The organism is Streptomyces sp. L7 (genome assembly GCF_050990935.1).
In the GTDB taxonomy this organism is placed as follows: Bacteria; Actinomycetota; Actinomycetes; order Actinomycetales; family Microbacteriaceae; genus Leifsonia.
This window is the reverse complement of sequence record NZ_CP194644.1, coordinates 2,759,602-2,782,558: the sequence shown is the minus strand read 5'-3', so window position 1 is coordinate 2,782,558 and position 22,957 is coordinate 2,759,602. Positions and strand designations below refer to the sequence as shown.

General features: G+C 65.6%; 26 protein-coding genes and 2 pseudogenes. 11 read left to right on the top strand and 17 right to left on the bottom strand.

The genetic code is table 11. From position 1 onward, the window contains the following. Window positions 1-106: 106 nt before the first annotated feature. Both ACR5MH_RS13905 and ACR5MH_RS13900 read right to left on the bottom strand, forming a co-directional pair. A complete protein-coding gene (locus ACR5MH_RS13905) occupies window positions 107-943 on the bottom strand; it encodes a tyrosine-type recombinase/integrase (RefSeq protein WP_431347739.1) in 837 nt (278 codons plus the stop codon). Further along, window positions 943-1,170 (bottom strand): helix-turn-helix transcriptional regulator, encoded by a 228-nt coding sequence (locus tag ACR5MH_RS13900; RefSeq protein WP_431347738.1) that lies wholly within the window; start codon window positions 1,168-1,170, stop codon window positions 943-945. The genes ACR5MH_RS13905 and ACR5MH_RS13900 overlap by 1 nt, the downstream gene beginning before the upstream one ends. A 663-nt stretch (window positions 1,171-1,833) precedes the next feature. Here ACR5MH_RS13900 and ACR5MH_RS13895 point away from each other — a divergent pair. Further along, on the top strand, window positions 1,834-2,568 hold the full coding sequence (locus tag ACR5MH_RS13895; RefSeq protein WP_431347737.1) for a helix-turn-helix domain-containing protein: 735 nt from the start codon (window positions 1,834-1,836) through the stop codon (window positions 2,566-2,568). 4 nt (window positions 2,569-2,572) lie between these two features. Then, window positions 2,573-3,043, top strand: a complete 471-nt coding sequence (locus ACR5MH_RS13890) for an NUDIX hydrolase (protein WP_431347736.1) — start codon at window positions 2,573-2,575, stop codon at window positions 3,041-3,043. Here the strand turns inward: ACR5MH_RS13890 and ACR5MH_RS13885 are convergent. From ACR5MH_RS13885 to ACR5MH_RS13860, 6 genes and pseudogenes are all read right to left on the bottom strand, one after another. Beyond that, a complete protein-coding gene (locus tag ACR5MH_RS13885; RefSeq protein ID WP_431347735.1) occupies window positions 3,031-3,606 on the bottom strand; it encodes an HD domain-containing protein in 576 nt (191 codons plus the stop codon). The genes ACR5MH_RS13890 and ACR5MH_RS13885 overlap by 13 nt on opposite strands. 668 nt (window positions 3,607-4,274) lie before the next feature. Next, window positions 4,275-5,678, bottom strand: coding sequence for an ATP-dependent DNA helicase (locus ACR5MH_RS13880; protein WP_431349422.1), 1,404 nt, complete (start codon window positions 5,676-5,678; stop codon window positions 4,275-4,277). Window positions 5,679-6,152: 474 nt separating this feature from the next. Beyond that, window positions 6,153-6,856: pseudogene (locus tag ACR5MH_RS13875) on the bottom strand (relaxase domain-containing protein); the annotation flags it as partial. A 412-nt stretch (window positions 6,857-7,268) separates the two neighbouring features. Beyond that, window positions 7,269-7,574 (bottom strand): hypothetical protein, encoded by a 306-nt coding sequence (locus ACR5MH_RS13870; protein ID WP_431347734.1) that lies wholly within the window; start codon window positions 7,572-7,574, stop codon window positions 7,269-7,271. 34 nt (window positions 7,575-7,608) lie between these two features. Then, on the bottom strand, window positions 7,609-8,502 hold the full coding sequence (locus tag ACR5MH_RS13865; RefSeq protein ID WP_433861865.1) for an IS5 family transposase: 894 nt from the start codon (window positions 8,500-8,502) through the stop codon (window positions 7,609-7,611). Between the two features lie 38 nt (window positions 8,503-8,540). Next, window positions 8,541-9,080, bottom strand: coding sequence for an ArdC family protein (locus ACR5MH_RS13860; protein ID WP_431347733.1), 540 nt, complete (start codon window positions 9,078-9,080; stop codon window positions 8,541-8,543). Window positions 9,081-9,492: 412 nt separating this feature from the next. Between ACR5MH_RS13860 and ACR5MH_RS13855 the strand changes: the two genes are divergently transcribed. Further along, the gene (locus ACR5MH_RS13855) at window positions 9,493-9,801 is read left to right on the top strand and encodes a PadR family transcriptional regulator (RefSeq protein ID WP_431347732.1); all 309 of its coding nucleotides are present in this window, start codon (window positions 9,493-9,495) and stop codon (window positions 9,799-9,801) included. Next, window positions 9,798-11,069 (top strand): APC family permease, encoded by a 1,272-nt coding sequence (locus ACR5MH_RS13850; RefSeq protein ID WP_433861864.1) that lies wholly within the window; start codon window positions 9,798-9,800, stop codon window positions 11,067-11,069. Before ACR5MH_RS13855 ends, ACR5MH_RS13850 begins: the two co-directional genes overlap by 4 nt. Before the next feature lie 67 nt (window positions 11,070-11,136). Here ACR5MH_RS13850 and ACR5MH_RS13845 read toward each other — a convergent pair whose 3' ends face one another. From ACR5MH_RS13845 to ACR5MH_RS13835, 3 genes are all read right to left on the bottom strand, one after another. Further along, entirely contained in the window at window positions 11,137-11,826 is a 690-nt protein-coding gene (locus tag ACR5MH_RS13845; protein WP_431347731.1) for a hypothetical protein, read from the bottom strand. Then, window positions 11,819-12,355, bottom strand: a complete 537-nt coding sequence (locus ACR5MH_RS13840; protein WP_431347730.1) for a hypothetical protein — start codon at window positions 12,353-12,355, stop codon at window positions 11,819-11,821. Before ACR5MH_RS13840 ends, ACR5MH_RS13845 begins: the two co-directional genes overlap by 8 nt. 113 nt (window positions 12,356-12,468) lie before the next feature. Then, on the bottom strand, window positions 12,469-12,765 hold the full coding sequence (locus ACR5MH_RS13835; protein WP_431347729.1) for an ArsR/SmtB family transcription factor: 297 nt from the start codon (window positions 12,763-12,765) through the stop codon (window positions 12,469-12,471). A 12-nt stretch (window positions 12,766-12,777) separates the two neighbouring features. Between ACR5MH_RS13835 and ACR5MH_RS13830 the strand changes: the two genes are divergently transcribed. From ACR5MH_RS13830 to ACR5MH_RS13815, 4 genes are read left to right on the top strand one after another with little or no spacing between them, the layout of a single operon-like run. After that, window positions 12,778-13,689: a metalloregulator ArsR/SmtB family transcription factor gene (locus tag ACR5MH_RS13830; RefSeq protein WP_431347728.1), complete on the top strand. Its 912-nt coding sequence runs from the start codon at window positions 12,778-12,780 to the stop codon at window positions 13,687-13,689. A gap of 55 nt (window positions 13,690-13,744) precedes the next feature. Then, the gene (locus ACR5MH_RS13825; protein WP_431347727.1) at window positions 13,745-14,158 is read left to right on the top strand and encodes an arsenate reductase ArsC; all 414 of its coding nucleotides are present in this window, start codon (window positions 13,745-13,747) and stop codon (window positions 14,156-14,158) included. Between the two features lie 5 nt (window positions 14,159-14,163). Beyond that, on the top strand, window positions 14,164-14,826 hold the full coding sequence (locus ACR5MH_RS13820; RefSeq protein ID WP_431347726.1) for an arsenate reductase ArsC: 663 nt from the start codon (window positions 14,164-14,166) through the stop codon (window positions 14,824-14,826). 40 nt (window positions 14,827-14,866) lie between these two features. Further along, window positions 14,867-15,583: an aquaporin gene (locus ACR5MH_RS13815; RefSeq protein WP_431347725.1), complete on the top strand. Its 717-nt coding sequence runs from the start codon at window positions 14,867-14,869 to the stop codon at window positions 15,581-15,583. A 183-nt stretch (window positions 15,584-15,766) separates the two neighbouring features. Here the strand turns inward: ACR5MH_RS13815 and ACR5MH_RS13810 are convergent, their stop codons facing one another. The 3 genes from ACR5MH_RS13810 to ACR5MH_RS13800 all read right to left on the bottom strand — a co-directional run bounded on the left by ACR5MH_RS13810 (window position 15,767) and on the right by ACR5MH_RS13800 (window position 16,645). Beyond that, window positions 15,767-16,033: a metal-sensitive transcriptional regulator gene (locus ACR5MH_RS13810; protein ID WP_431347724.1), complete on the bottom strand. Its 267-nt coding sequence runs from the start codon at window positions 16,031-16,033 to the stop codon at window positions 15,767-15,769. A 70-nt stretch (window positions 16,034-16,103) separates the two neighbouring features. Further along, window positions 16,104-16,460, bottom strand: a complete 357-nt coding sequence (trxA, locus tag ACR5MH_RS13805; RefSeq protein ID WP_431347723.1) for a thioredoxin — start codon at window positions 16,458-16,460, stop codon at window positions 16,104-16,106. Between the two features lie 2 nt (window positions 16,461-16,462). Further along, window positions 16,463-16,645 (bottom strand): hypothetical protein, encoded by a 183-nt coding sequence (locus tag ACR5MH_RS13800; RefSeq protein ID WP_431347722.1) that lies wholly within the window; start codon window positions 16,643-16,645, stop codon window positions 16,463-16,465. 106 nt (window positions 16,646-16,751) lie between these two features. Here ACR5MH_RS13800 and ACR5MH_RS13795 point away from each other — a divergent pair, with 106 nt between their 5' ends. Further along, the gene (locus tag ACR5MH_RS13795) at window positions 16,752-18,407 is read left to right on the top strand and encodes an FAD-dependent oxidoreductase (RefSeq protein ID WP_431347721.1); all 1,656 of its coding nucleotides are present in this window, start codon (window positions 16,752-16,754) and stop codon (window positions 18,405-18,407) included. Between the two features lie 83 nt (window positions 18,408-18,490). Next, window positions 18,491-19,528: a YeiH family protein gene (locus ACR5MH_RS13790; RefSeq protein WP_431347720.1), complete on the top strand. Its 1,038-nt coding sequence runs from the start codon at window positions 18,491-18,493 to the stop codon at window positions 19,526-19,528. Between the two features lie 6 nt (window positions 19,529-19,534). Here the strand turns inward: ACR5MH_RS13790 and ACR5MH_RS13785 are convergent, their stop codons facing one another. Both ACR5MH_RS13785 and ACR5MH_RS13780 read right to left on the bottom strand, forming a co-directional pair. Then, window positions 19,535-20,425, bottom strand: a complete 891-nt coding sequence (locus ACR5MH_RS13785) for a LysR family transcriptional regulator (protein WP_431347719.1) — start codon at window positions 20,423-20,425, stop codon at window positions 19,535-19,537. A 55-nt stretch (window positions 20,426-20,480) separates the two neighbouring features. Then, the gene (locus tag ACR5MH_RS13780) at window positions 20,481-20,933 is read right to left on the bottom strand and encodes a DsrE family protein (protein ID WP_431347718.1); all 453 of its coding nucleotides are present in this window, start codon (window positions 20,931-20,933) and stop codon (window positions 20,481-20,483) included. A 79-nt stretch (window positions 20,934-21,012) separates the two neighbouring features. Between ACR5MH_RS13780 and ACR5MH_RS13775 the strand changes: the two genes are divergently transcribed. After that, window positions 21,013-21,942, top strand: a complete 930-nt coding sequence (locus ACR5MH_RS13775; protein ID WP_431347717.1) for a LysR family transcriptional regulator — start codon at window positions 21,013-21,015, stop codon at window positions 21,940-21,942. An 8-nt stretch (window positions 21,943-21,950) separates the two neighbouring features. Here the strand turns inward: ACR5MH_RS13775 and ACR5MH_RS13770 are convergent. Continuing rightward, window positions 21,951-22,957, bottom strand: a pseudogene (locus ACR5MH_RS13770) (chloride channel protein).

Here is a 22,957-nt window from a genome sequence, read left to right as displayed (position 1 = left end):
CCGCGAAGTAACCAATACGAAATTGCGAAGTGTCGTAGCGCGTGAATCGTGAGTCCGCGGCACGTTGTCGCATTCCACTGCACCTGACGGCGGAACAAATTTCCTCTCAACTGCTTCCCCGTCTTTGAGCGAAACAGGTGTGCTCCGGGGGAGCGCCTTCAACCCGAGGGGCCACGATCTCTGAGGCCCGCGGACGAAGGGGAATCGTTCGGGACCGTACCTCGCCGGAGTTGCTCTTCAGCGTCTTTTCGGCATATCCATCTGATTGCGCGCGCCATACATGTAACGCCGGCATCGGAATCTGCGCCACATCTTCGACGCGCAGCGCCCTCAGCTCTGACCACCGCAGGCCGGTGAGCCCGAGAAATTCAGTCACCTCGGCCATTGCAGGATTAACCACCCGCTGCGCCTCGATGGTTCTCGACATCTCTTCGGGCGTCCATGTATCCGCTTTGGGTCGCGACGGGAGGCCGACAACCACAGGCATACGAGCACCCCGGACAGGGTTTGCAGGTGCGAAGTGTTCTGAGACGGCGTACTCGAATAGAGCGGAGAGGGTGACTCTCATCCGAGTAACGGTCGAACGCGCGAATCCGTCGGCCAGCAGACTTGCTAGCAGGTCGTGTACGTCGGATGCGGTGATCGTGGATACCGGTCGACGCAGCCACGTCGAAGGCACGTGGCGAAGGTTGTCCGAGTCGGTACGCCACGTGTGCGGCGAAACGCGCGTCTGCCGAGCGCTGAGAAAACGAGCTATCAACCCGGCGACAGGAAGCAGCGACAGGGAAGGGGAGGGAATCCCTCCCAGCGAGAGAACGCGGTACTGCTCCTTCTCCCAGGCCTGGGCGTCCGCCTTTCGCTCGAATGATCGAGTCCCCACCACTACGTGGTCCAGAAAGACGCGCACCCGATATTTGCCTGAAGGGCGCTTATCGATTGCCATTACGGCATCACCACATGGGAACCCGTCAGCTCCTCGACTTCAGCTAGGCGGTACCGACGTATCCGTGGCGTGAGGTTCACCGGGCTCAGCGGACAAGTTCCTTGATCGACCAGGCGCGCGAGCGTGGTCCGGTCGATTCGGAGTATCGCTGCCGTCTCTGCTTCTGTCAGAAGTAATGGCGCAACGGAATTTGCGTTGCCCCGACCCTGGCCTTTTCTGTTGTTCATGCCGCCTCCATCTGCTCCTACTTTGGTCTTGCGCTCATGTCGTTGGCGATCACTTACGCAAAGTGATTCGAGTCGCTGACATCTCGGGGCGCCAGCGTCTCCAACTCGCAACACGCGGCCTCGAGGCACAGCGCGATCTCTTGCGCTTGCTCTGCGGCCCTTCGCACCAGGCAAGCAATAAGTCGTTCGCGAACGGATATGGGGGAAGTCTCGTCGTCACGAAGCGATCGCTCGAACCCTCTCGCCAATCGGCTCAGTACCTCGCCGAAGTTGTAGCCGCCAGCAGCCTCGAGACTCGCAAGGATCTCGCATAGCTCGTGTGCTGGGATGGGCCTTCCCGTAACTGTCACGCTCAATTGATGCATCCCGTCGAACAACTCGATGCCGATCTCTCTCGGGCTTCGCATCATGACTCCCTGTTACCGGAACTGACCGCGGGGAATAGTGCTTCGTCGATGTTGCTCAGACGCATGTCTCATTTCCTCCGTCTCGTTGCAGGTGGCAGCGCCGGTTGGCGGCCACAACAATGAGTGCACACGGCCGAATCTGACAGTGGAAGGCCAGACGAGTGTCAGAATGTGTCAGAGGTTGCAGGCAAGATCTGGTTTGGGGAGCCTCATGACTGTGATTCAAAGAGCGGCTGGCGTCGGAACTGGACGTCTCTTGGCCGAGCAGATGGATAAGCAGCGGATAAGCATCCGTGACCTCGCTTCTCGTGCGGGATGCGACGAGCGCACCGTTCAGCGCGCGATCAGGGGCGAGACCACGCCCAAGACTCGGATTGCCGAAGAGATCGCCGCGGCCCTGGGCGTCACCGCTGAAGATCTATGGCCACGTTTCGGCATTCGACACGCGATTCACGACGCGACCATCGAAGTCCGGTTGTTCCCGTCGCGGGCCCAGGTCCCAATCGATCTGTGGCGCGAGATGTTCGAGGCGGCCACCGAGCGCATCGATATCTGTGTCTACGGTGGCACCTTCCTCTGGGACGCGCTTCACGGATTCACCCGCATCATCAAAGGCGCGGCCGCGCGGGGCACGAAGATCCGGTTTGCGGTGGGCGCGCCGGATTCAGACGGTGTCCTTCAACGCGGTTCCGAGGAGAGGATCGGCGACGCACTTGCCGCGCGTTGCCGTATGACCCTCGTTCACCTCGAGCCGCTGAAGGAGGTCGAGGGGGTAGAGATTCGCACGCACAGCACGCCGCTCTATACCTCGATGTTCTTCATCGACGACATGCTCTACGCCAACCACCATATCTTCGGCTCGCCGGCCGGCGAGAACCCCGTGATCGAACTGCCCAGAGAGGCCGAGCCCGAACTGTGGGACACGTATGCGGTCGCGTTCGACGCCGTGTGGAGCAGCGCAAGGCAAGCCGAGTTCCCGATCGAAAGCTGAGGCAGTGGCGCGAATCGATTACTACAACGACCCTGACGCGCCGAAGGCGAACAGCGTCGTGCCCTCAACCACGGCAGTCGTAATTGACGGCCAAGGACGCATCGCCCTCGTGCATCGAAAAGACAACGGCCTCTGGGCATTGCCCGGCGGCGGCATGGAACTCGGCGAAAGCATTGAGGATTGCGCTGTGCGCGAGGTCAAGGAAGAGACCGGCCTTGACGTGGAGCTCACCGGCCTCGTCGGCATCTACACGAACCCCCATCACGTCATGAAGTACGACGATGGAGAAGTCCGACAGCAATTCTCTATCTGCTACGTGACCAAGCTGATCGGCGGCGAGCTTGCCTTCGATTCCGAGTCGACGGAAGTCGCATGGGTCGAACCCCAGGAGATCGCTGGCCTGTCGATGCACCCTTCGATGAGGCTACGGATTGACCACTACCTCGAACGACGTGATTTGCCCTACCTCGGCTGAGGAGCCCCAGCAGGCGCCAACCGGAGGTGCTCCTTGATTCGGGCCACCGAGGCAAGCAACTCGGCAGACGACCGAGAGACCGCGGCATGCACCGGATCATTGCTCGAATAGCGAGAAAGGATCTCCGATACGCGCCTCTCAGCGTCGATTGGCGTCCCATCGGGCGCCGTGGTCATGTCCGCGTAGGTCACCACATCAAGGACGTCACGGGGTGGACGATCGAACTCCGCCAGTTCGGCAGTAAGTCCGCGCTCGATTGCTTCGGCACTGGCTCCCGAGTGGTGCGCGATGAGGGAGACAACCAGAAGGGGCATGCCAGCAGACTCGGCGAACCTCGCACCGTCCACAGGATGAAAACCCGTCATGGCGATGCTCGGTGCGTAGCCAACGTCATGCAGCCACGCCGCGGCAACGACCGCGTCGGCGTCTCTTGTTACAAGCCGTGGGGCTATATCGGACGCAGTTCTCGCGACTCCGAGGACATGCGCCCAGCGCTCGGGCATGGCAACGGCCAAACGCTCGCTCGCGAGTGTTCGAGCTCTGTCGACAAGGTCCTGGTTCATCGCTACTTAGCGTAGGCGCATCGACTGGACGAGTGACCCGCGATCACCGAACCATGTGGCTGCACCCTTGCACGGCATGATCTGCGCTGGATGCGACGCTTCGAATGCTCGAGTGGCGATGTTGAAGTTCTACCCATGAACTAAATTCGCGCGGCCTGGAAGCCCGGACAGACACTCCGCAAGGCTCTCTGTCGAGGCTCAGAGCAACGAGGCGAGGACTTCGTGTGGATCGGCGGTCGGATGCACACTTGAGACGTGACACATGACGCACCGGCCCCGCGCCGATATGGGGCTTCCGGCGAGGGAGCAATCGAACTGTGCCGCGAATGGATGGTGTTCCTGGGCGCGGCAGATACTGTCGTAGCTTCCGTCGAAACGCGCGAGACGTGTGATCTGTACAGCGGTCGTTACCTGGCCTGGGTTCGCGATGACCGCGCCAACCTAGACGTCGACCCGGTTGAGCAGGCTGCGATTGTCGCATCCACCGATGGTCGGCACCCTCTAATCTTTGTGCCCGGCGGTGTGCGCCCGGTCGCTAGAGCGCGCGCTGACACCCTTGGGATCGCTCTACTGCGATATCGCGCGTTGGACGGCGCCCTGGACGGAGCTAACGCCCTTGGCCGAAACTTGTGCGCGAATGGTCTAGCGACAGCCTGACCGGCACCCGGTTAGGGTGAGGCGGCCGGTCCAACACCCTCACGCGACACCGGCGCGCGCGGACCAAAGCGGGCCTGCGCGGCACGGTTGAACTCGACTTGAGCGGCGCCGCGCGACGCTTGAAGCGTCTCCTCGATGGATCCTCGTTGCATCATCTCCATGAGTTGCGACTTCGCGGACACCTCGGTCGGGGCGACGAGGATGACCGAGTTGCTCTGTTTGCCGCGCGTGAGCCCGACATAGAGACCGGCAGCGTCCACGCCGGGGCCGACCAGGGAGAGGTCGGTCGTCTCACCCTGGACACCGTATACGGTCGTTGCGTACCCGAGGTGAAGGTGAGAGTTGGCGTAGTCGTGGCTGATGTTCCGGAGATCTGACGAATCAAACGCGGACACCAGCACTACCCACTCAGAAGTGATCTTCTTCACGATCCAGCTCTGGCGGTTCTGTACGTCGGCACGGCCATCGTTTTGGCGAGTTTGTACAACATCCCCGATGAAGATGGCCTGACCTGCCTGGCCGAGAACACAGCCGTCGGTCGAGACGGTTCCGTTCTGCATCCGGCGCGCCTGGATCATTTCGCTCACAGCTTGGGCTTCGGCGTGCGTTGCCGTGACCAGCGCGATCGTCTGTCCGCTGCGGCTTGCGTCAATCCACCCGTCGACCATTGCCTGCTGTGCCGCGGCGTCGTTACTGGTGAGAACTACATGTCCGTTTTTCAGTAGTTCGTCTGCGACCGCGGCTGCGGCTTCCTGGTTACGGGGCTCCCGAAGTCGCAGACTCAGGTCGGCCCACGATGGATCCTTATAGCGGTGAATCGTGGAGAGCTCGACCTGGTCCGCAGCGCTTCGCCAGAAGAGTGCCATCGCACCCGAATGCCCGACCGGCAGCGCTTGGCGTTCATCGCCGACTAATGCCGCTCCTGCACCGGTGCGCTCCAGTACATCGACGAGACCCCTGGCTGCTTCTAGGTCGAGCATGCCGGCTTCGTCAACGACGATGCGATCGCCCGGGCGGATCCTTATCCGCGGACCAGCGTAGGTTTTCGCGGTGGCCGGATCGATGTCACCTGGGCTGAGCCGAGTCCAGCTTGTTGCTCCACTGTCGCCGGTTGTCCAGCGCCAGCCGTAGTCGTGCAGCAACTGGTGGAGGGAGGATGAGTCGCTTTGGGTTTCTCGGCCAGCCACGGCGGAGGCCTTCTTTGTCGGAGCGACGATGATCAAGTTGCGACCCTGTCGACGCAGCGCGGCGCCGGCCACCTTGAGCATCGTGGTTTTGCCGGTGCCGGCAGCTCCGGAGATAGCTACGCTTCGTGAGGTTCCTGCGATCGCTGTTGCGCCGTCGAGCTGGCCGGCGTCGAGCGTTCGCTCGGGCTCGATGACGTGCGCGATTCTCCTGACCTCATCAGGATTCATGGTCGTCCCCGTCGTCGACAGGGCGGCGATCCGGTGAGCGAGCGTGGCTTTGAGGGTGGCCGTGTTAGTCGCCATGAGGTGCTTGATGTGATCGGGGACATTCGGTTCGGAGAGCAGTGTCACCGTGTGGACGCGGGTCGCATCTTCAGCGACCTTCTCAACCAGCGGCGTGAGTTCGTCACGATCTGCGATGAGGCCGGTGGCGGCGATTGCGCGGATTGCTCCAGCCCGAACGTCCATCACGCTGAAGCGGCCTCCCGTGCCAGTCGAGCGGGCGTCCGCGTCCACGATCGCCTTCTCCGCGAGCAACTCGAGGTCGAGATCCTCGACCCTGACCTCACTCACATCAGCCGAAGCACGTTCGTGATCGAGTCGCGGGTCCGCGACGAGGAGCTCGTGGCGGATTAGGCCTGTCCAGTCGTCTTCGTCGAGGTGCCCGGGTTTGTTTGGTCGCCCGGCGGCCCACGCCCATCGGTCGATCTGATTCATCACATCGTGGGAGGGCTCCTGCCCGGGATGCTGTTGCTTCCACCAGGCGGTGCGGGCGTTTTTGTTGGTCTCGATCTGCGCGGACCGCTTCGACAACGGCCGCACCAGGTGCTGTAACTGGGTGATCTCCCCGTCGTCATTGAGAGCGAACCCTTTCGCGGCGAGCGCGGTGATCCAGGCGGGGTCGGTGCGGGCGGCGAGGTCGCCTTCGGCGTTGATGACGTTTTGGAACCGCAACGCAACCCGGGTGTCCACGTTGGACCATTTCCCGTCGATGCCTTGGACTTTCACGTTCAACCACAGGTGCCGGTGCTTGTGCGGGTCTAGGGAGCGGGAGCGTTCATGCTTGAGCTCGACCACCTCGACGCGAGCGAGGTCTTCCCTGATGCAGCCCCCTTCCCACGCCGCGCGTTGAGCTCCTCCTGCCAGAGGTGGATGATCCGGTCCCTCAGTCGGTCCTGGAGGTCCTCGTACGCCGCGTTCAACTCCGGGTCCAGCATCGCGGCGATACTGAACGACTTCGGCGCGTTGATCGTCGCATCCAACACCAGATCCGCATTGGGGGAGGACATCTCGAACCCGCGATGCTCACCGGTGAGAGGGTCGCCGCCATCGACCCAGGTGCGCAGCTGCTTGCGGGTGAGCAGATCATCGCGGATCGACCCGTTCTCCACGATGTACCGGGTCATCACCGCACCCGCGTAATCCGCCGCCGCGAGCACCCCTTGCGCGGTCTTCGCAGTGAGGTGGGAATCGCAGACACCGCCGAACGCGTACGCGATCGCTTGCCTCACCCCCTGTGAGGCAACCCCTCGTTTCCACCGCGCCACACCCCCGCGCATGCCGCCCAGAATACTCGCATTCCACAGAAAGTGCCTGCGTGCATTCGCCTTTTTCTTTCCTTTCTTTGTCTCTCGTTCTCCTCGTTTCTGCTTCGTCTCCTCCGTCCCTTATCTCCCTCCTTCCGTCCCTTTTTTCGTTCCTCGTTCCCTCCCCTCTCGCCCTCCTCTGCGTCTTGCGTCGTTCCTTACCAGCTGTCCGCGGCGGGCGTGAAAGAACCCCGACCCAAATGGGGGTCGGGGTTCAGCTTCTGCGGTGGAGCTATTCGACGTGGTCGATAGTTCCCGCGATCGTGTGCGCGGTCTTCAGCACGCGTGTCGCCGTGGCTCGGATGACGGATGTGTCTTCGTTCGCCCATCCGGTGATGTAGCCGATGCTGTACGAGCTGGTGTCGAATCCTGTCAGGCCGGCAACGATAAAGGCCACCGATTCGGCTTCGACCTCCATCCGTCCCCGATGAGCGCGGTACTCGTCGATGTCGTCGATATGGCGCAGCTCAATGTGCGCTGTCTCGTGGATGAGGGTCTTGGCCGCCTGCTCGACTGCGAGGTTCTCGGCCAGGGTCACCTGGTGCGACTCGGGGTCGGTGAATCCGCTAGCGCTAGGCCGTGTTGATCAAGTCTGATTTGATCCAGATGAGCGTCGCGGCGAGGCTGACGGCGGCTCGGTAGCTGCGGAGGAGCTTGTCGGAGCGCATCGCGATGCCGCGCCACTGCTTGAGCCGGTTGAAGCAGCGCTCGACGACGTTGCGGCCCTTGTAGCGTTCCTTCTGCTGTTCGCCGAAGTCGATCGGCCGGCCCGGCTTCTTGCGGCGGTGCGCGACCTGGTCATCACGCTCCGGGATGGCCGCCGCGATACCGCGGTCGCGGAGCCAAGCACGGTTCGCCTTCGACGGGTACCCCTTGTCGGCGAGCACCCGGTCCGGGCGGGTCCGTGGCCTGCCCTTCCCGTCGCGGGGGACGCGGATGTCCTCGAGTACTGCGGTCATCATCGTGGTGTCGTTGATGTTCCCGCCGGTGATCATCATCCCCAGCGGCCGGCCGCGACCGTCGCAGACCAGGTGCAGCTTGGTCGTCAGCCCGCCACGGGAGCGTCCGATCCCGTGATCAGGCGGCTCGAACCACGGATTCTTGTGATTCGGCAGAGCCCCTGTGTCCCGCTTCAGGGTCGCGCCGTGTTGATGCACACGAGCGATCGTGGAGTCGATCGAGACGACCCAGTCGATCTTCCCCGCGGCGTCGGCCCGCTTCTGCACCTCGGCTAGCAGCTTCTCCCAGGTGCCGTCCACAGCCCAACGGTTGAACCGCTTGTAGATCGAGTTCCACTTCCCGAATCGCTCCGGCACATCCCGCCACGGAGCCCCGGTGCGGTACTTCCACGCCATCCCCTCGACAGCCAACCGATGATCCGCCCACGGCCTCGACCTCCCGGACGCCGTCGGCATCAACGGCTCCATCACGGCCCACACCTCGTCAGAGATCTCCTGTCGCGTCACCGCTTAAGACTCACCCAGCCGGGAGCGAAACCTCTTGATCAACACGGCCTAGTAAGCGGTGCGCGGTGGATGCTCCATCCGTGTGTCTCGAGGTGGGCCGACAGGGGAGCGATGATGCCGTGATCGTCTTCACCGGTGAGCCGACGGGTCGGGTCCTCCGGCAGCGGCTCGGCTCCTTCGATCGGATCCGTTTGAGCGATGTCGAACACTGACAGGGTGGGGAAGTATCGCGCGACTCGCTCATCATTTTCCGTTGCCTCGGCGGTGTCGCTGTCGGGCCTCGCCGTCTTCTTTTCGCGGTATCCGAAGATCTTGATCGACCTTTCGCCCTTGCGCACCTGGCGTCCCTTGGCCTGCCATTGCCGGAATCCGGCGACCATGGTCGCGTCTGGGTTCTGGGACAGGATCAACAACACGTTGTTCAGGCTGTAGTTGTGGAAGGAGCGGGCGAACTCCAGGAATGCGCGCCACTGTCTGCTGTCGGCTAGCTGCTGGACTTGCTCCACGATCGACGCATGCAGTGCCTCCGCCGTCGCTTGACGCTCCTCCTCGTGCCGGGTGATGACTTTGCTGTTCATGATCCTTGCCTCCCGATCGACCCTCACAGGGTCCGTGTCGAGTCAGCGGGTGTTGGTTACGTTGTCCCCCGCCGATCAGTTTTTTGCCGTTCCGGCACAGAGATCCAAAGCGCGTGGAGGCAGCGCAGTGCCCGGAGGGAGCGGCTGCTAAGCGGAGGGAGCGCAGCGAGCGGAGTCTGCAAATAGCGGCCGGAGGGAACGGAGCTGGCGGAGGAAGCTACGATCGGCCAGCCGGAATGGCAAGACGTCGAATGCAAGGGCAGCACGCCGAAGGTGTTCCACGAGGGGGTGGTGGTCGAAGGCAACTGGTTGGACTCAGTGCAGCGTTCGAACGGCGTTTTCGGGTGGGTCCGATTGTTCAGAGATGTATCGATATCGCAATCCGATATCGGACCACGATATTGTTGGCCGCATGCATGAGCTTCAGAGGGCGGCGATCGTGCTGCACGTGCTGCACCATGCATCCGAGGAACCAGTTCACGGGGCCTGGATGAGCGAGGAACTTGCCCACCACGGCTACAACCTGTCACCAGGGACGCTGTATCCGACACTTCATCGCATGGAGCGCGATGGCTTGCTCGTCTCCGAGCGAGTTGTTGTCGACGGGCGCACGAGACGCGTCTACACGGCCACCCCGGCCGGAGTTGCCGCTCTCGAAGAGGGCCGTCGAGCCACCCGCGAACTCGCCAATGAACTCCTTCCGGAGGACAAGAAGCCATGACGAACACTCCGGCTGCTTCTGCCAACGGCGCGCTTGCCCGCCGCCTGAATCTGGGTGATGCGGTTGTCATCGGCCTGGGGTCGATGATCGGTGCCGGCATCTTCGCATCCTTTGCGCCAGCGGCTGCCGCCGCCGGCGCGGGGCTGCTGCTCGGTCTCGTGATCGCGGGGTTCATCGCGTTCTGCAACGCGACCTCTTCCGCGCAGCTCGCAGCGCAGTATCCGACCTCCGGCGGCTCCTATGTGTATGGGCGTGAACAACTGGGCGAGTGGTCGGGCTTCTTCGCCGGCTGGTCGTTCGTTGTTGGCAAGACCGCCAGTTCGGCGGCGATGGCGATCACTTTCGCCACCTACGCGGTGCCCGGCCCGTGGGTGAAGCCGGTCGCGATCCTGGCCGTCATTCTGCTCACCATCGTCAACACGATGGGCATCACCCGCACGGCACTGCTGACCCGGGTCCTGGTCGCGATCTCCCTGGTCGCGCTCACGGTCGCGGTGATCATTGGCTTCACCCACACCGCCGCCAGCGCGGCCCTGCCGGGCCCGGAAGTGACCGTGTACGGTGTTCTGCAGTCCGCCGGTTTCTTGTTCTTCGCCTTCGCCGGCTACGCCCGCGTCGCCACAATGGGCGAAGAGGTCATCAACCCGGCGCGCACGATCCCCCGGGCCATCACGACCGCCCTCACGATCACACTGATCGTCTACGTCCTCGTCGCAGTCTCTGCCCTGCATGCTCTCGGCCCGGCCGCGCTCGCTTCCGCTTCCGCCCCGCTCGGCGCGGTTGCCAACACCACGGGAGCCGCATGGCCCGGCATCGTCATCCGCATCGGCGCCGCTGCGGCTGCGCTCGGGGCGCTGCTGGCCATGATCGCTGGAATCGGCCGCACTAGCTTGGCCATGGCGCGCAACCGCGACATCCCGCGCTGGTTCGCAGACGTACATCCACGCTTCAGCGCCCCCTACCGGGCAGAACTTACTCTCGGCCTGATCGTGTGCCTGCTGGTCGCGGTCACCGACCTGCGCGGCGCAATCGGCTTCTCCAGCTTCGGCGTCCTGCTGTACTACTTCGTCGCCAACTCCGCCGCCTGGACCCAGACCCGTGAGAACCGCCGCTATCCGCGCTTCCTCGCCATCGCCGGCGCGATCGGATGCCTCATCCTCGTCGCTACCCTCCCGCTGGGCTCGATCATCGCCGGGGTCATCGTCCTCGCCATCGGACTCGGCTACCGACTGATCCGGCTGCGCGTTCAGAGCGACTCGGCGCGCTGAAACCGACAGGCGGCGGCCCTTCCGGCGTCGGCTGAGGGAGAATCTCGAGGCGGGTCGCCAGAGGGAGTCATCTAAGCGGGGAGCGGTACGCCCCGACCCGCAGGTTATTCCATGACCGCAACGTGTGTCTCAGGTGTTCGAGAATGGCTGCGTCGAACTTGATGTTGTCGGTAGGGAGCGACGGGTAGCCTCCCACCTTCCCAAGCTCCTCGTCCGAGGCTTCGTTGATTGCGTAGATGTATCGGTCGTAGAGCGGCGCATCGTTATAAACGAACCAAAAGTAGTTGAACCTTTGTCCGACCTCGTCGAGTAGGGCCCGGATCGGCGATGTTCCTGATTCGGCTAGATACCGGCGCGGGGCAGCGTCGAGCATGTCAGCTATTTCGTTGGCTACCATCGCAGTCAAGTGGACCGCATATAGCGCCGCTAGGAGGCGCGCGACGGCGTCGTAGGGTTGCGGCAATCCAACGTGGAAACCACCCATGTAGTTGTTCGAATTCTCATGCAGTTGGCGGCTGGCGCGATTCGTGGGATGCAGAAACTGTCCCAAGAAGGTGTAGTGCGCCTCGATGCGTTTGACCTCCTCGACGGATGCAAGTTGATTCAGGGAAAGACAGATCAAGAGCGCGTCGTAGCTCAGGAAATAGCGGTAGCGAAATCCAGCCTCGTCCCGGTGCTTTCTTCGCGATCGTGCGCTACTTGGGGTCTGGCTGCGATAGCTGGAGGGCACGGGGTCGAAGTAGTCGTCATCATCCAAGCGATAGACGTCTGGCCGGAACTCGTTGTAGTGAAAGTAGTGGACCGGAACAATGAAGTCCCGGCTCGGTTTCGTTCTTCAATCCCTCGTAAACCCACATGCGTCGATCCCGGCCCCGCCCGGGATAGCGTTGCACGCTAAGGCAGCTCAAGGCCTCGCCGCGATCGTGTAGGTCTTCTAGCTCGGCCCGGGCCTCGGAAAGGGCGTCCCGCCACTGTTGGCGTGTTCGCTTGATCTCGGGCTCGACCTGGAAGTATCGACTGCCTTTCGTCATGAGGCGAAGGAGCAGGGCGTGCTCAAGAAGGGACCGAGTGAGTCCGAGCGCGTCGGAAACCCGGCCACTACGGACTAGGAGGGCAATCGTTGAGACAGTCTCCATCCGGAGATTGGCAAATTCGACAATGTCGTTGTACATCGTCTGGTGCGTCTTGCCAACACGCTGGTGCTCCCCGATCTCTGTCCAGGCGACCAAGAGGCGGTCAACGCTCTCCAGCGCACGAGCCACCTCTTGTTCGATGCGATTGCTCATTGTTGAAGGCTATTGCGCCCATGGGACAATCGATCAGTTCGTTCGCTGCATAGACGAGGCAGGCCAGGGACAAATTTGGCTGCCGGCCAGTCCTCCGGTGGGAGCGCGGATGATCATGCGGTTGCGGTGGCGAGCAGTGCGGAAACGCGGTCGAGGCTGCCAAGGACGAGCTTGTAGTAGGCCCAAGTGCCGCGCTTGGAGCGCGTGAGGTAGTTGGCGTCCATCAGGATCTTCAGGTGGTGCGAGACGGTGGGCTGGCTGAGTCCGACCGGTTCGGTGAGGTCGCAGGCGCACGCCTCATCACCGTCGGAGGCGGCGACGATCGAGAGGAGTCGGAGACTGGCGTGTGCTCCACCGTGGCGTCCGGGTCGTCCTGCCGCTCCTAGTCCAGTCCGGAACCCCGCGCGCATAGACTGGCGTCTATGGGTGGGGTGCCGGAACCGGACGTGCTGCGGAGCTTGAAGCGCATCAGCGACCCGACCCGCGCCCGGATCCTCCGTCTCCTTCTCGACGCCCCTGACGGCCGTGGCTCGGTCACCCGCCTCGCCGAGACGCTAGGCCTGCGGCAGCCGACCGTGTCGCATCACCTAAAGCTGTTGCGCGACGAGGGCCTGGTTGAGCGCACCCAGGAGGGTCGGACCGCCTGGTACTCGATCACCACTGGCCAAGTCGATCGGGTCGCCGAACTCGTCCGTGACGAACAGCCGACGGATGATGTGGCCGCGCTGGATCGGATCGTGGAGGACCTCGCCACCCGCTACCGCGGCGTCCTTGCCCGGGAAAGCATCGAACAGTACGTCCGCGACAGCTACGACCGCCTCGACGGCCGCAGAAACCGGGCCTCCCTGACCAGCGCGTTCGCCGTCTCCCGCCTCGATGCGCTGCTGCGCGCGACCGGCGAACGGGATGGTGTCCCGGAGGTGCTGTTCGTGTGCGTGCAAAACGCCGGCCGCTCCCAGCTGGCCTCGGCGATTCTGCGTCAGCTCGCCGGCGACCGCGTCGTGGTCCGCACCGCCGGTTCCGAACCGGCCGACGCCGTCCGCTCCACGATCGTCACCGTCCTGGACGAGGTCGGCACCCCACTCGGCGGCGAGTTCCCCAAGCCCCTCACTGACGAAGCTGTCCGAGCCGCGGACTATGTCATCACGATGGGCTGCGGTGACGCCTGCCCGATCTACCCCGGCCGCGAATACCTCGACTGGGACATCCCCGACCCCGTCGGCCAGCCCCTGACCAAGGTGCGCGAGATCCGCGATGACATCGAAGAACGCGTTCGGGACCTCCTGACCCGGATCGATGCTGAACGAGTCGTGAACAGCGCGGCCGCCGACTAGCAAAACCATAGACGTGCATCTATGCTTTCTTGGAGAAGAGAAAGCGAGACCCACCATGTCTGACACCAAGCCCACCGTCCTGTTCGTCTGCATCCACAACGCCGGCCGCTCCCAGATGGCCGCCGGGTTCATGCGTGAGCTCTCCGGAGGCCGGGTCGAGGTTCTCTCCGCTGGTTCCGAGCCGAAGGACCAGATCAACCCGGTCGCCGTGCAGGTCATGGCCGAGGAGGGTATCGACATCGCGGGCGAGCAGCCGAAGATCCTCACCACCGACGCCGTGAAGGAATCCGACGTGGTGATCACGATGGGTTGCGGCGACACTTGCCCGATCTTCCCCGGCAAGCGCTACGAGGACTGGGAGCTCACCGACCCCGCCGGCCGCCCGGTGGACGAGGTCCGTCCGATCCGCGACGACATCAAGCAGCGCGTGCAGGACCTGCTCGCCGAGCTGCTGCCCGCGGCGGTGTGACGACCGTGACCATCGACGTGACCGGGCGGCGTAGCCAGCCGGAGCTTGCGTATCCAGAGGCGTACCTGCGCCGGCTGGCCGACGAGCTGGCGGCGAAGTTCGAAGGCGTCTTCAATCGGGAGACCGTGGAGCGGTATGTGCTGGAGTCCTACACGGCGCTGCTGCGCACCGCCACGGTGAAGGCGCACCTGGCGACCCGCACCATCCACTTCGCCACCGAACGCCTGACCGCGCTCGCCCAGGCGAAGGGGGCGCTGCCGGTGATCTGGCCGGAGGTGCTGTTCGTGTGCGAGCAGAACTCCGGCCGCTCCCAGATGGCCGCTGTCCTCACCGAGTCGCTCTCCGGCGGCCGTGTCCACGTCCGCTCCGCCGGGTCGACGCCCGCCCACGAACTGAACCCGGCCGTGGTCGAGGTAATGACCGAGATCGGCCTGGACATGAGCCGCGAGTTTCCCAAGCCGCTCACCGATGACGTCGTCCAGGCCGCAGACGTCGTCATCACGATGGGGTGCGGTGACGCCTGCCCGATCTACCCCGGCAAGCGCTACCAGGACTGGGAACTGCAGGACCCGCAGGGCCAGCCCGTCGACACCGTGCGCGGCATTCGCGACGAGGTCGAGCAGCGCGTGCGCGAGCTGCTGAAGAGCCTGGAGGTGTCGCCCGCATGAAGGTCGGCACTCGCGTCACGGTTGTTCTGATGGTTATCGCATGACCGCGACCGCCACGTCCTCCGGACGCATCCGGATCCCTGTGGCCGCTGCACTCCGTCCTGTCCTCGCAGAGTTCGTCGGCAGTGCCGGGCTCACGGCCGTTGTCGTCGGCTCCGGGATCGCTGCGCAGCGTCTCTCACCGAATGACGTCGGTCTCCAATTGTTGGAGAACGCCCTGGCGACGGCGCTCGGTCTCACGGTGCTCATCGTGGTCTTCGCACCCATCTCGGGTGCTCACTTCAATCCGGTCGTCACTCTGGTCGACGTGGCCATCGGAGGGCGCCCCCGGCGTGACCTCTGGTCTTACCTCCCTGCCCAGGTCCTCGGCTGCCTCGGTGGTGCCGTCGTGGCGAACGTGATGTTCGACAAGGCTGCTGTCAGTGTGAGCAGCAATGAGCGAGCGACGCCGGCGCATCTTTTGGCTGAGGTGGTCGCCACCGCTGGATTGATCGGGGTCATCTTCATCCTCGCTCGGGCCGGTAGGGGCGCGATCGTCGCCCCGTCGGTCGGTGCGTACATCGGAGCTGCCTATTGGTTCACCAGCTCCACAAGCTTCGCCAATCCCGCCATCACTATCGGCCGCACCATAACCGACACCTTCGCGGGGATCGCACCTGCAAGCGCGCTCTGGTACATCGGCGCGCAACTTCTAGGCGCGGCAATCGGACTGGTAGCTGTAAAGGTGTTCGCGGCGCAGCCTGCCGTCTCTCGTTGAGTCAGTGATTCCGTCGGTTGCCGCTGGGGGCCGGGGGCGAAGGTAACCGCCGAGCCAGGGGACTCCTCCGAACAGTATGGAAACCGACCAAGCGACATTCATGACGGGCCGTTCTGCGGCCGTCGGATCGCCTCGACGGCGACCGCGAGGGTGTAGGGGATGCCGAGCCCGAGGGGACCGTCGTCACGCCAGCGTCATGAAGAGCTTTTGGAGTTCCTCGACGGTCATCGGGTCGGAGGTGTCGTCGGGGTCGGTGAGGCATTTCTGCATGGCGGTGGAGATGATCTGGAAGCCTGCCTTATCGAGCGCGCTGGACACGGCGGCGAGTTGGATGACGACGTCACGGCACTTGCCACCGTTCTCGACGGCGGCGATGACGGCGTTCAGCTGACCCTGTGCGCGGCGCAGCCGATTGAGCACGGGTTTGATGTCGGCGGCGGTGGTGGCCACGGTGGTCTTCTTTCTCGTGATGCCGGTGCGGGTGAGCGTGTCGCGGTACCCGCCAGGGTATCCCGTCAGCTCAGGCGCGCGCCTTGGCTGCGGTCAGTTCGGCCGGATCGATGGCGCGGATCTGCCGGATCAGGTCTTCGAGGTCGCGCGCGGGGAGTGCTCCTGGCTGGGAGAACACGAGGACGCCGTCGCGGAATGCCATGAGCGTGGGGATCGAGGTGATCCCGGCGGCTGCGGCGAGTTCCTGCTCGGTCTCGGTGTCGATTTTGCCGAAGACGATGTCGGGGTGCTGTTCGGACGCTGCTTCGAACACGGGCGCGAACATGCGGCAGGGTCCGCACCAGGCCGCCCAGAAGTCGAGCAGGACGATGTCGTTCTGCTCGACTCGGCTCTTGAGCGTGTCAGCGGTGACGGTGACGGTACTCATCGTCACCGGCGCCCGAAGAGCCGGCCGAAGAATCCGCCGCCGGAAGCGGCCGCCTTCTCGGCGTCGGTGTGGTTGCCGTTGCACCACTGGTTGGCGGGGACGCGGCGGCGGACGTCGGCGATGTGCTGGCCGCAGCCGCTCCAGGTGGTCTTTCCGCAGACTTTGCAGGTGGCGGGGTAGCACATGGGTTCGGACTCTCTTTCTGGGTTCGGTGGGGCGATTCGTTATACCCCCTCCGTATAGTACGATACCGGGGAGGGTATAACAAACCGACCCCGGGAGGAACCAACCATGAAGACCGTGATCGTCGGCGGAGTCGCCGGAGGAATGTCCGCAGCGACTCGGCTGCGCCGGCTCGACGAGTCGGCGGAGATCGTGGTCTTCGAGCGCGGCCCCTACGTGTCGTACGCGAATTGCGGGCTGCCGTACTACGTCGGCGGGGTGATCACGGACCGGTCCTCGCTGCTGTTGCAGACGCCGCAGTCGCTCGCGGCGCGCTTCCGGCTCGACGTGCGCACCGGGCACGAGGTGATCAGCGTTGACCCTGTCGCGCGCACGGTCTCAGTGCTCGACCTGGCCGCAGGCGACACCTTCATCGAGAGCTACGACGAACTGATCCTCGCCGTCGGTGCGTCCGCTCGGGAGGCCGCCGGGCATCCCGGAATCCCCACCCACACCCTGCGCACAGTGGAGGACGTGGACGCGATCGGCGTGCTCGTGCAAGCCGCAGCGGACCACCCGTCGGCGCTCGTCGTCGGGGGCGGGTTCATCGGGCTCGAAGCCGTCGAGAACCTGGTGCGCCGCGGCATCCACGTGACCCTCATCCAGCGGTCGGCGCAGATCCTCACCCCGCTGGATCCCGAGATGGTCGCGCCCCTGGAGACGCAGCTGCGCAGCCACGGCGTCGACGTGCGCACCTCGGCGACCATCGACTCGGTCGAGGCGGGCGCGGTGCTGCTCAGCGACGGTGCGATCCTGCGCCCGGACTTCATCGTCGACGCCTCCGGTGTCGTGCCCAGCGTCGACCTCGCCCGCTCCGCCGGGCTGCGGATCGGCCCGACCGGCGGCATCGCCGTCGACGCCGCCAACCGCACCAGCGACCGGCACATCTACGCCGTCGGTGACGGGGTCGAGAAGGTGGATGCGCTCTCCGGCGAAGAGGCGCTGATCACGATGGCCGGCCTGGCCAATCGGCACGGGCGCTCCGTGGCCGATGTGATCGCCGGCCGCGACGAGCGGAACACGCCGGCGCTGGGTACCGCGATCGTGAAGGTGTTCGACACCGTCGCCGCGAAGGTCGGCTGGAGTGAATGGCAGCTCGCAGCCGCCGGGCGGGACCACCGCGCCATCCACACCCACCCCACCTCGCATGCGACCTATTACCCAGGCGCCAGCCCCATGTCGATGAAACTGCTGGTCGACCCGGTGACCGACGCGATCCTCGGCGCGCAGGTCGTCGGCGGGGAGGGCGTCGATAAGCGCATCGATGTGATCGCGGTCGCCATGGCCGGCGGCATCACCGCCGCCGGTCTGGCGCGACTGGAACTCGCGTACGCCCCGCAGTTCGGTTCGGCGAAAGACCCGATCAACCAGCTCGGCTACGTTGCCGACAACCTCCGAAGCGGCGCGACCCGCACCATCCAATGGCACGAGCTCGACTCCGTGCTGGCGGACGGCGCGACCCTGATCGACGTCCGGACGCCGCGCGAGCACGCCGCCGGAGCCATCCCCGGCGCGCTGAACATTCCGGTTGACGACCTCCGCGACCGGCTCGCCGAACTGCCCGACGGCCCCCTCGTCGTGCACTGCCAGGTGGGCCAGCGCGGCCACACCGCAGCCCGCATCCTCGCCCAGCAGGGCCGCGACGTCGTCAACCTGGACGGCGGCTACCGCACCTGGGCGGCCGGGTCCGCGACGATGGCGAGCGTGCCGGCGGGTCGCGCGTGATGGTGTGGGGTCACAAGCCCAACTTGTGACCCCACAACAACGCCGGCGTAGTAGGTGCGGCGGTGTTGCGTCACGGTGGAAGCATGGTTTCATCTTCCTTCTCGACCGGATCGAGAATCGTCGCGGCCCGAGTGCGAGCCGTCGTACCCGGTTTGGGCATCACCATCCTGATCGCGCTGGCCGCGACGGGAGTCTCGCGGATCGTGCCGGCGCTCGGCAGCGCGCTGCCGGCCCTCGTCATCGGCGTCGTGGTGAGCCTGATCCGACGCCCGGGCGGCCGGTTCGCTCCCGGCATCGCGTTCTCCAGCAGGTTCGTGCTGCAGCTCGCGGTCGTCCTGCTCGGGGTCCAGCTCTCCCTGTCCAGCGTCCTCGTCGTCGGCGTGCAGTCCCTTCCTGTGATGTTCTCCACCCTGGCGGTCTGCCTTCTCGCCGCGTGGGGCGTCGGCCGCCTGCTGCGCATACCACGGCGGGAGCGCACGCTGATCGGGGTGGGCACTGGAATCTGTGGGGCGTCCGCGATCGCCGCCGTCTCGCCGATCATCGGGGCGGCGAGTTCGGAGATCGCCTACGCCGTCTCGACGATCTTCCTGTTCAATGCGGTCGCCGTGCTCGTGTTCCCCCTGATCGGCCACGCGCTGGGAATGGGTACGCACGCGTTCGGTCTCTTCGCGGGCACTGCGGTCAACGACACGAGCTCGGTGGTCGCGGCCGCAAGCCTGTTCGCGACCTCCGCTCTGGGCTACGCCGTCGTCGTCAAGCTCGTGCGCACCCTCATGATCGTGCCGATCAGCGTCACGCTCGCCGTGGTTGAGCATCGCCGCAGGAACGCCGGCGCCCCCTTGACGGCGCGGCGGGTGATCGGTCTTGTTCCCTGGTTTTTGGTCGGTTTCCTCGTCGTCGCCACCGCCAATAGCTTGATTGCAGTTCCGCCGGGCCTGCATGACGGACTGGTGTCGGTGAGCGTGTTCCTGGTGGCCGTGGCGCTCGGCGGGATCGGCCTCTCGACCGATGTCGCGGCGATCCGCAGCGCCGGTTGGCGGCCGCTTCTGCTCGGTGCGGTGCTCTCGACGCTCGTCACCCTCACGAGCCTGGGTGTGTTGGCCGTCACCGGGCAGCTCTGACCGCCGTCAGGAGATCGACTGCACCAGCTCCAGCAGCGCGCGGGCGTTCCCTGAGACGCCCGCGCCGCTCCGTCGCCACACGGCGGTCAGCGGCCGGACGATGCGCAGCTGCCGGATCGGGACCTTGACGAGCAGCCCGGACGCGACTTGCTCCCGTACCGCCAGGATGCTCAGCACCGCGGGATGCTCTCCCGTCGCGGCGGTCGCTCGGATCGCGCTGGTGGAGGAGAGCTCGAGGGCAGGACGGACGGGCGGATGCCCGGCCTCCGCCAGAGCACGCTCGAAAGCGAGGCGGGTCCCGGACCCCCGCTCGCGGGCGATCAGGGGAGTGCGGGCGAGTTCCTGCACGGACACACCGCGCGCCCTCCCCGCCCACGGATGACTCCGCCCGACCACGACGACCAGTTCGTCCGAGGCGAACTCCACGGAGGCGAGATCGGCGGGCACGTCCGGGGTCTCGATGAATCCGATCGCGGCCGTCGCGTCACGGACGGCCGTGAGGACCGTTTCGCTGTTCGCGGCCGTCAGCTCGACGCGGGGTCCCGCTCCGCCGGTGCCCAGGGAGGTGAGCCAGCGCGGCGCGAGGTGCTCGGCGATCGTCATGCTGGCCGCGACGCGCAGCGTCTCCTCCGCCGTCTGACGCAGGGCGTCGACCGAGGCGTCGAAGCGGTCGGCGGCCTCCAGGAGGTCGGCGGCCCAGGCTGCGACGAGCTCGCCCGTTTCGGTGGGTGCCGTGCCGCGGCGGCTGCGCACCAGCAAGGCCGATCCCACTTGCCGCTCCAGGGCCGCGAGACGGAGCGACGCGGCCTGCTGCGTCATACCGGCGTCCTTGGCGGCGGCGGAGATGCTTCCCGTGCTCGCGACCGCCACCAGCAGCCTCAGTCCTGCGATGTCCACCGACGCCCCGATCTCCGCACCCCCTCACGCTATCCCTCTACGCCCGGCCTCCACGTCAGATACGCACGTAGGCGGCACCCTCCCACTGCGCCCGCGCAAGGTAGGAGATGGCTGCGGGGACGACGCCGACTTCCGGCAGGAGCGCCGCTGAGGACAGCCCGACAGCTGCGAGGCTGTTGCCGCAGGCGATCACACCGATGCCGGCGTCCACTGTCGCGGCGACGTCCGCGGCTGCACCGCCGTCGGCGGCGAGTGCTGCCACTCCGGGACCTTGGACGACAACAGTGACCTCCACGTCGTTGCCGAGGGAGTTCCTGGCGTTCTGTGCCGTCCGAAGCAGTTGCGGGAACCACGATTCGACGTTCGGCCCCGTCCCGTGGATGAGCAGTGCCCGTCGGCTTCCCGAACTCGGAGCGGGCAGCGCTTCGGCCTCCGGTGTCTCGTGCGCGGCTGCTCTCGTGGCGGGCATCACTGCGCACAGCTCAGCCTCTGCATGTTCATCGTGCATCGAACGTCTCCTTTGTCGTCGCCGCTTCGCGAGCGGTAGAGTTCGCGGCCCTCGGCGTACTGAGGGGATGATGTGTCGTATGGACGTTGCCCTGGTCGAAGCGATGGTGGCGGTCGTCGACTATGGCACGTATACCGCGGCAGCCGACATTCTCCAGATCAGCCAGCCGGCGCTGTCGCGGCGGATCCGGGCGTTGGAACGAGAGGTGGGTGTCGTGCTCTTCGTTCCGGCCGGACGTGGGGTGGCGCTGACAGAGGCGGGGCGCGAGATGCTGGGGCCCGCGCGGCGGATCCTGCGCGAGACGGCGGCACTGCACGCCGTCGCGCGCTCCGAGACGGGGCTGGAGCGGGGTGTCCTCCGCATCGGCGGCCTGCCGTCGCTGGTGTCGACCTGTGTGCCCGAGTTCGTCGCGCGATTCCGGCGCCGGGCTCCCGGTGTGCGGATCGAACTGGTCGGTTTGGAGAGCCTCGCCCAGCTGGTCGACGCGGTGAGGCTGGCCCGCGTGGACGTGGCGTTCGGCACGGGAGAGCGTGGGTCGGAGGATGTGCAGATCGAGCGCCTCGGGCAGCAGCGCTTCGTCGTCGTGCTCCCGCCGGGCGCATCGCCGGGCACGCCTGCCGACAGCGGCGATGTCGTGTCGGACGCGGACATCGACGCCGACACCCTCGCGGCGCACACCCTGGTGACTCTTCCGCGTGGGACGTCGATCAGGTCGATGGCCGAAGCAGCCTATGAACGCTATGCGGTCAAGCCTCGCGATCTCCTGGTGACCACACAGCGCGACGCCCTGGGCCTGCTTGCCGCGCAGGGAGCCGGTCTGACCATCGTGCCCGCACTGCTGGGCAGCCAGGCACGGCTGATGGGCGCGCGAGTCGCGGTCTTCCCGGAAGCCCTCAGCCGGCCGGTCTGGCTGGCGCATCGCCGCGGCGGGCGCGACTCCGCGGCCCTCGCTGGCTTTTTGGCGATGGTGGCGGAGTCGCCGCTGGCAGGCGACCTCTACGGGGACTGAAGCGCGACTCATTTCTGCACGCTCGCTTCGGCTGGGGGTTCGCTGCGCTCGAGCCGGGCCAGGGAGGCCCGCTGCCGCTTCGCGCGGGAGTCGAGCAACCAGCGCACCAGGGTGCTTAGGGCGATGGCGGCGATCATCGGCACGAGCACCCAGGACACCGTGCCGGTCAGCTCCATCGTCAGTGCCAACGCGGTGAGCGGAGCGGCCATCGAACCGGCGAGGAACGCTGCCGCGCCGCACAGCGCGAACGCGGTCGGACTCGATCCGGGCCAGAACGACACCCACAGGGTCCCCGTGATGAGGCCGACGACGGCGCCGAGTGAGAGGGAGGGGTGAGCGTGCCGCCGTAGGCGCCCGAGCCGATCATCGCGACGGTGGCGATCGTCTTGAGCGCTCCGAGCGTGAGAGCGGTGATGATGCCGACGTGCGCGGAGAACGCGAAGGCGGCCAGCGACTGCCCGTTGCCCAGGGTCTGCGGGAACGCCAGGGAAACGGCGCCCAGGGAGGCGAACGTGACCGCCAGACAGATCGGCAGGAGCCGGCCGTGCTGGCGGTGGGTCGCCGCCAGGTTCGTCAGCCGGCTGAAACCGGAAGCGGCGAAACCGATCACCACCCCCGCCGCGAGAGCCCACACCAGGAGGGAGGGTGAGAAGGAGACGGGCGGGAGCGGATAGATCGGACCATCGGTAACCAGGAGCCAACTGACCAGGGCAGCGATACCCGACACCGTCGCGGCGATCAGGATGGCCCCGAGGCTGAACTCGGCGAGGAGGATCTCCACCGCGAAGAGCGTTCCTGCGACCGGCACGCGATACGCCGCGGCGAGGCCCGCGCCCGCGCCAGCCGCCACGAGTAGGCGGCGTCGACGTGCCGTGAGGGACGGCAGGAGTTTGTCGGCCCAGGTGGCCGCAAGCGCCGCGAGCTCGCGCGGCGCGACTTCCCGCCCGATCGAGCCGCCCACGCCGACCGAGACCAGCTGGAGCAGCACATGCGCGACCATCGGCAGGGTGTGCAT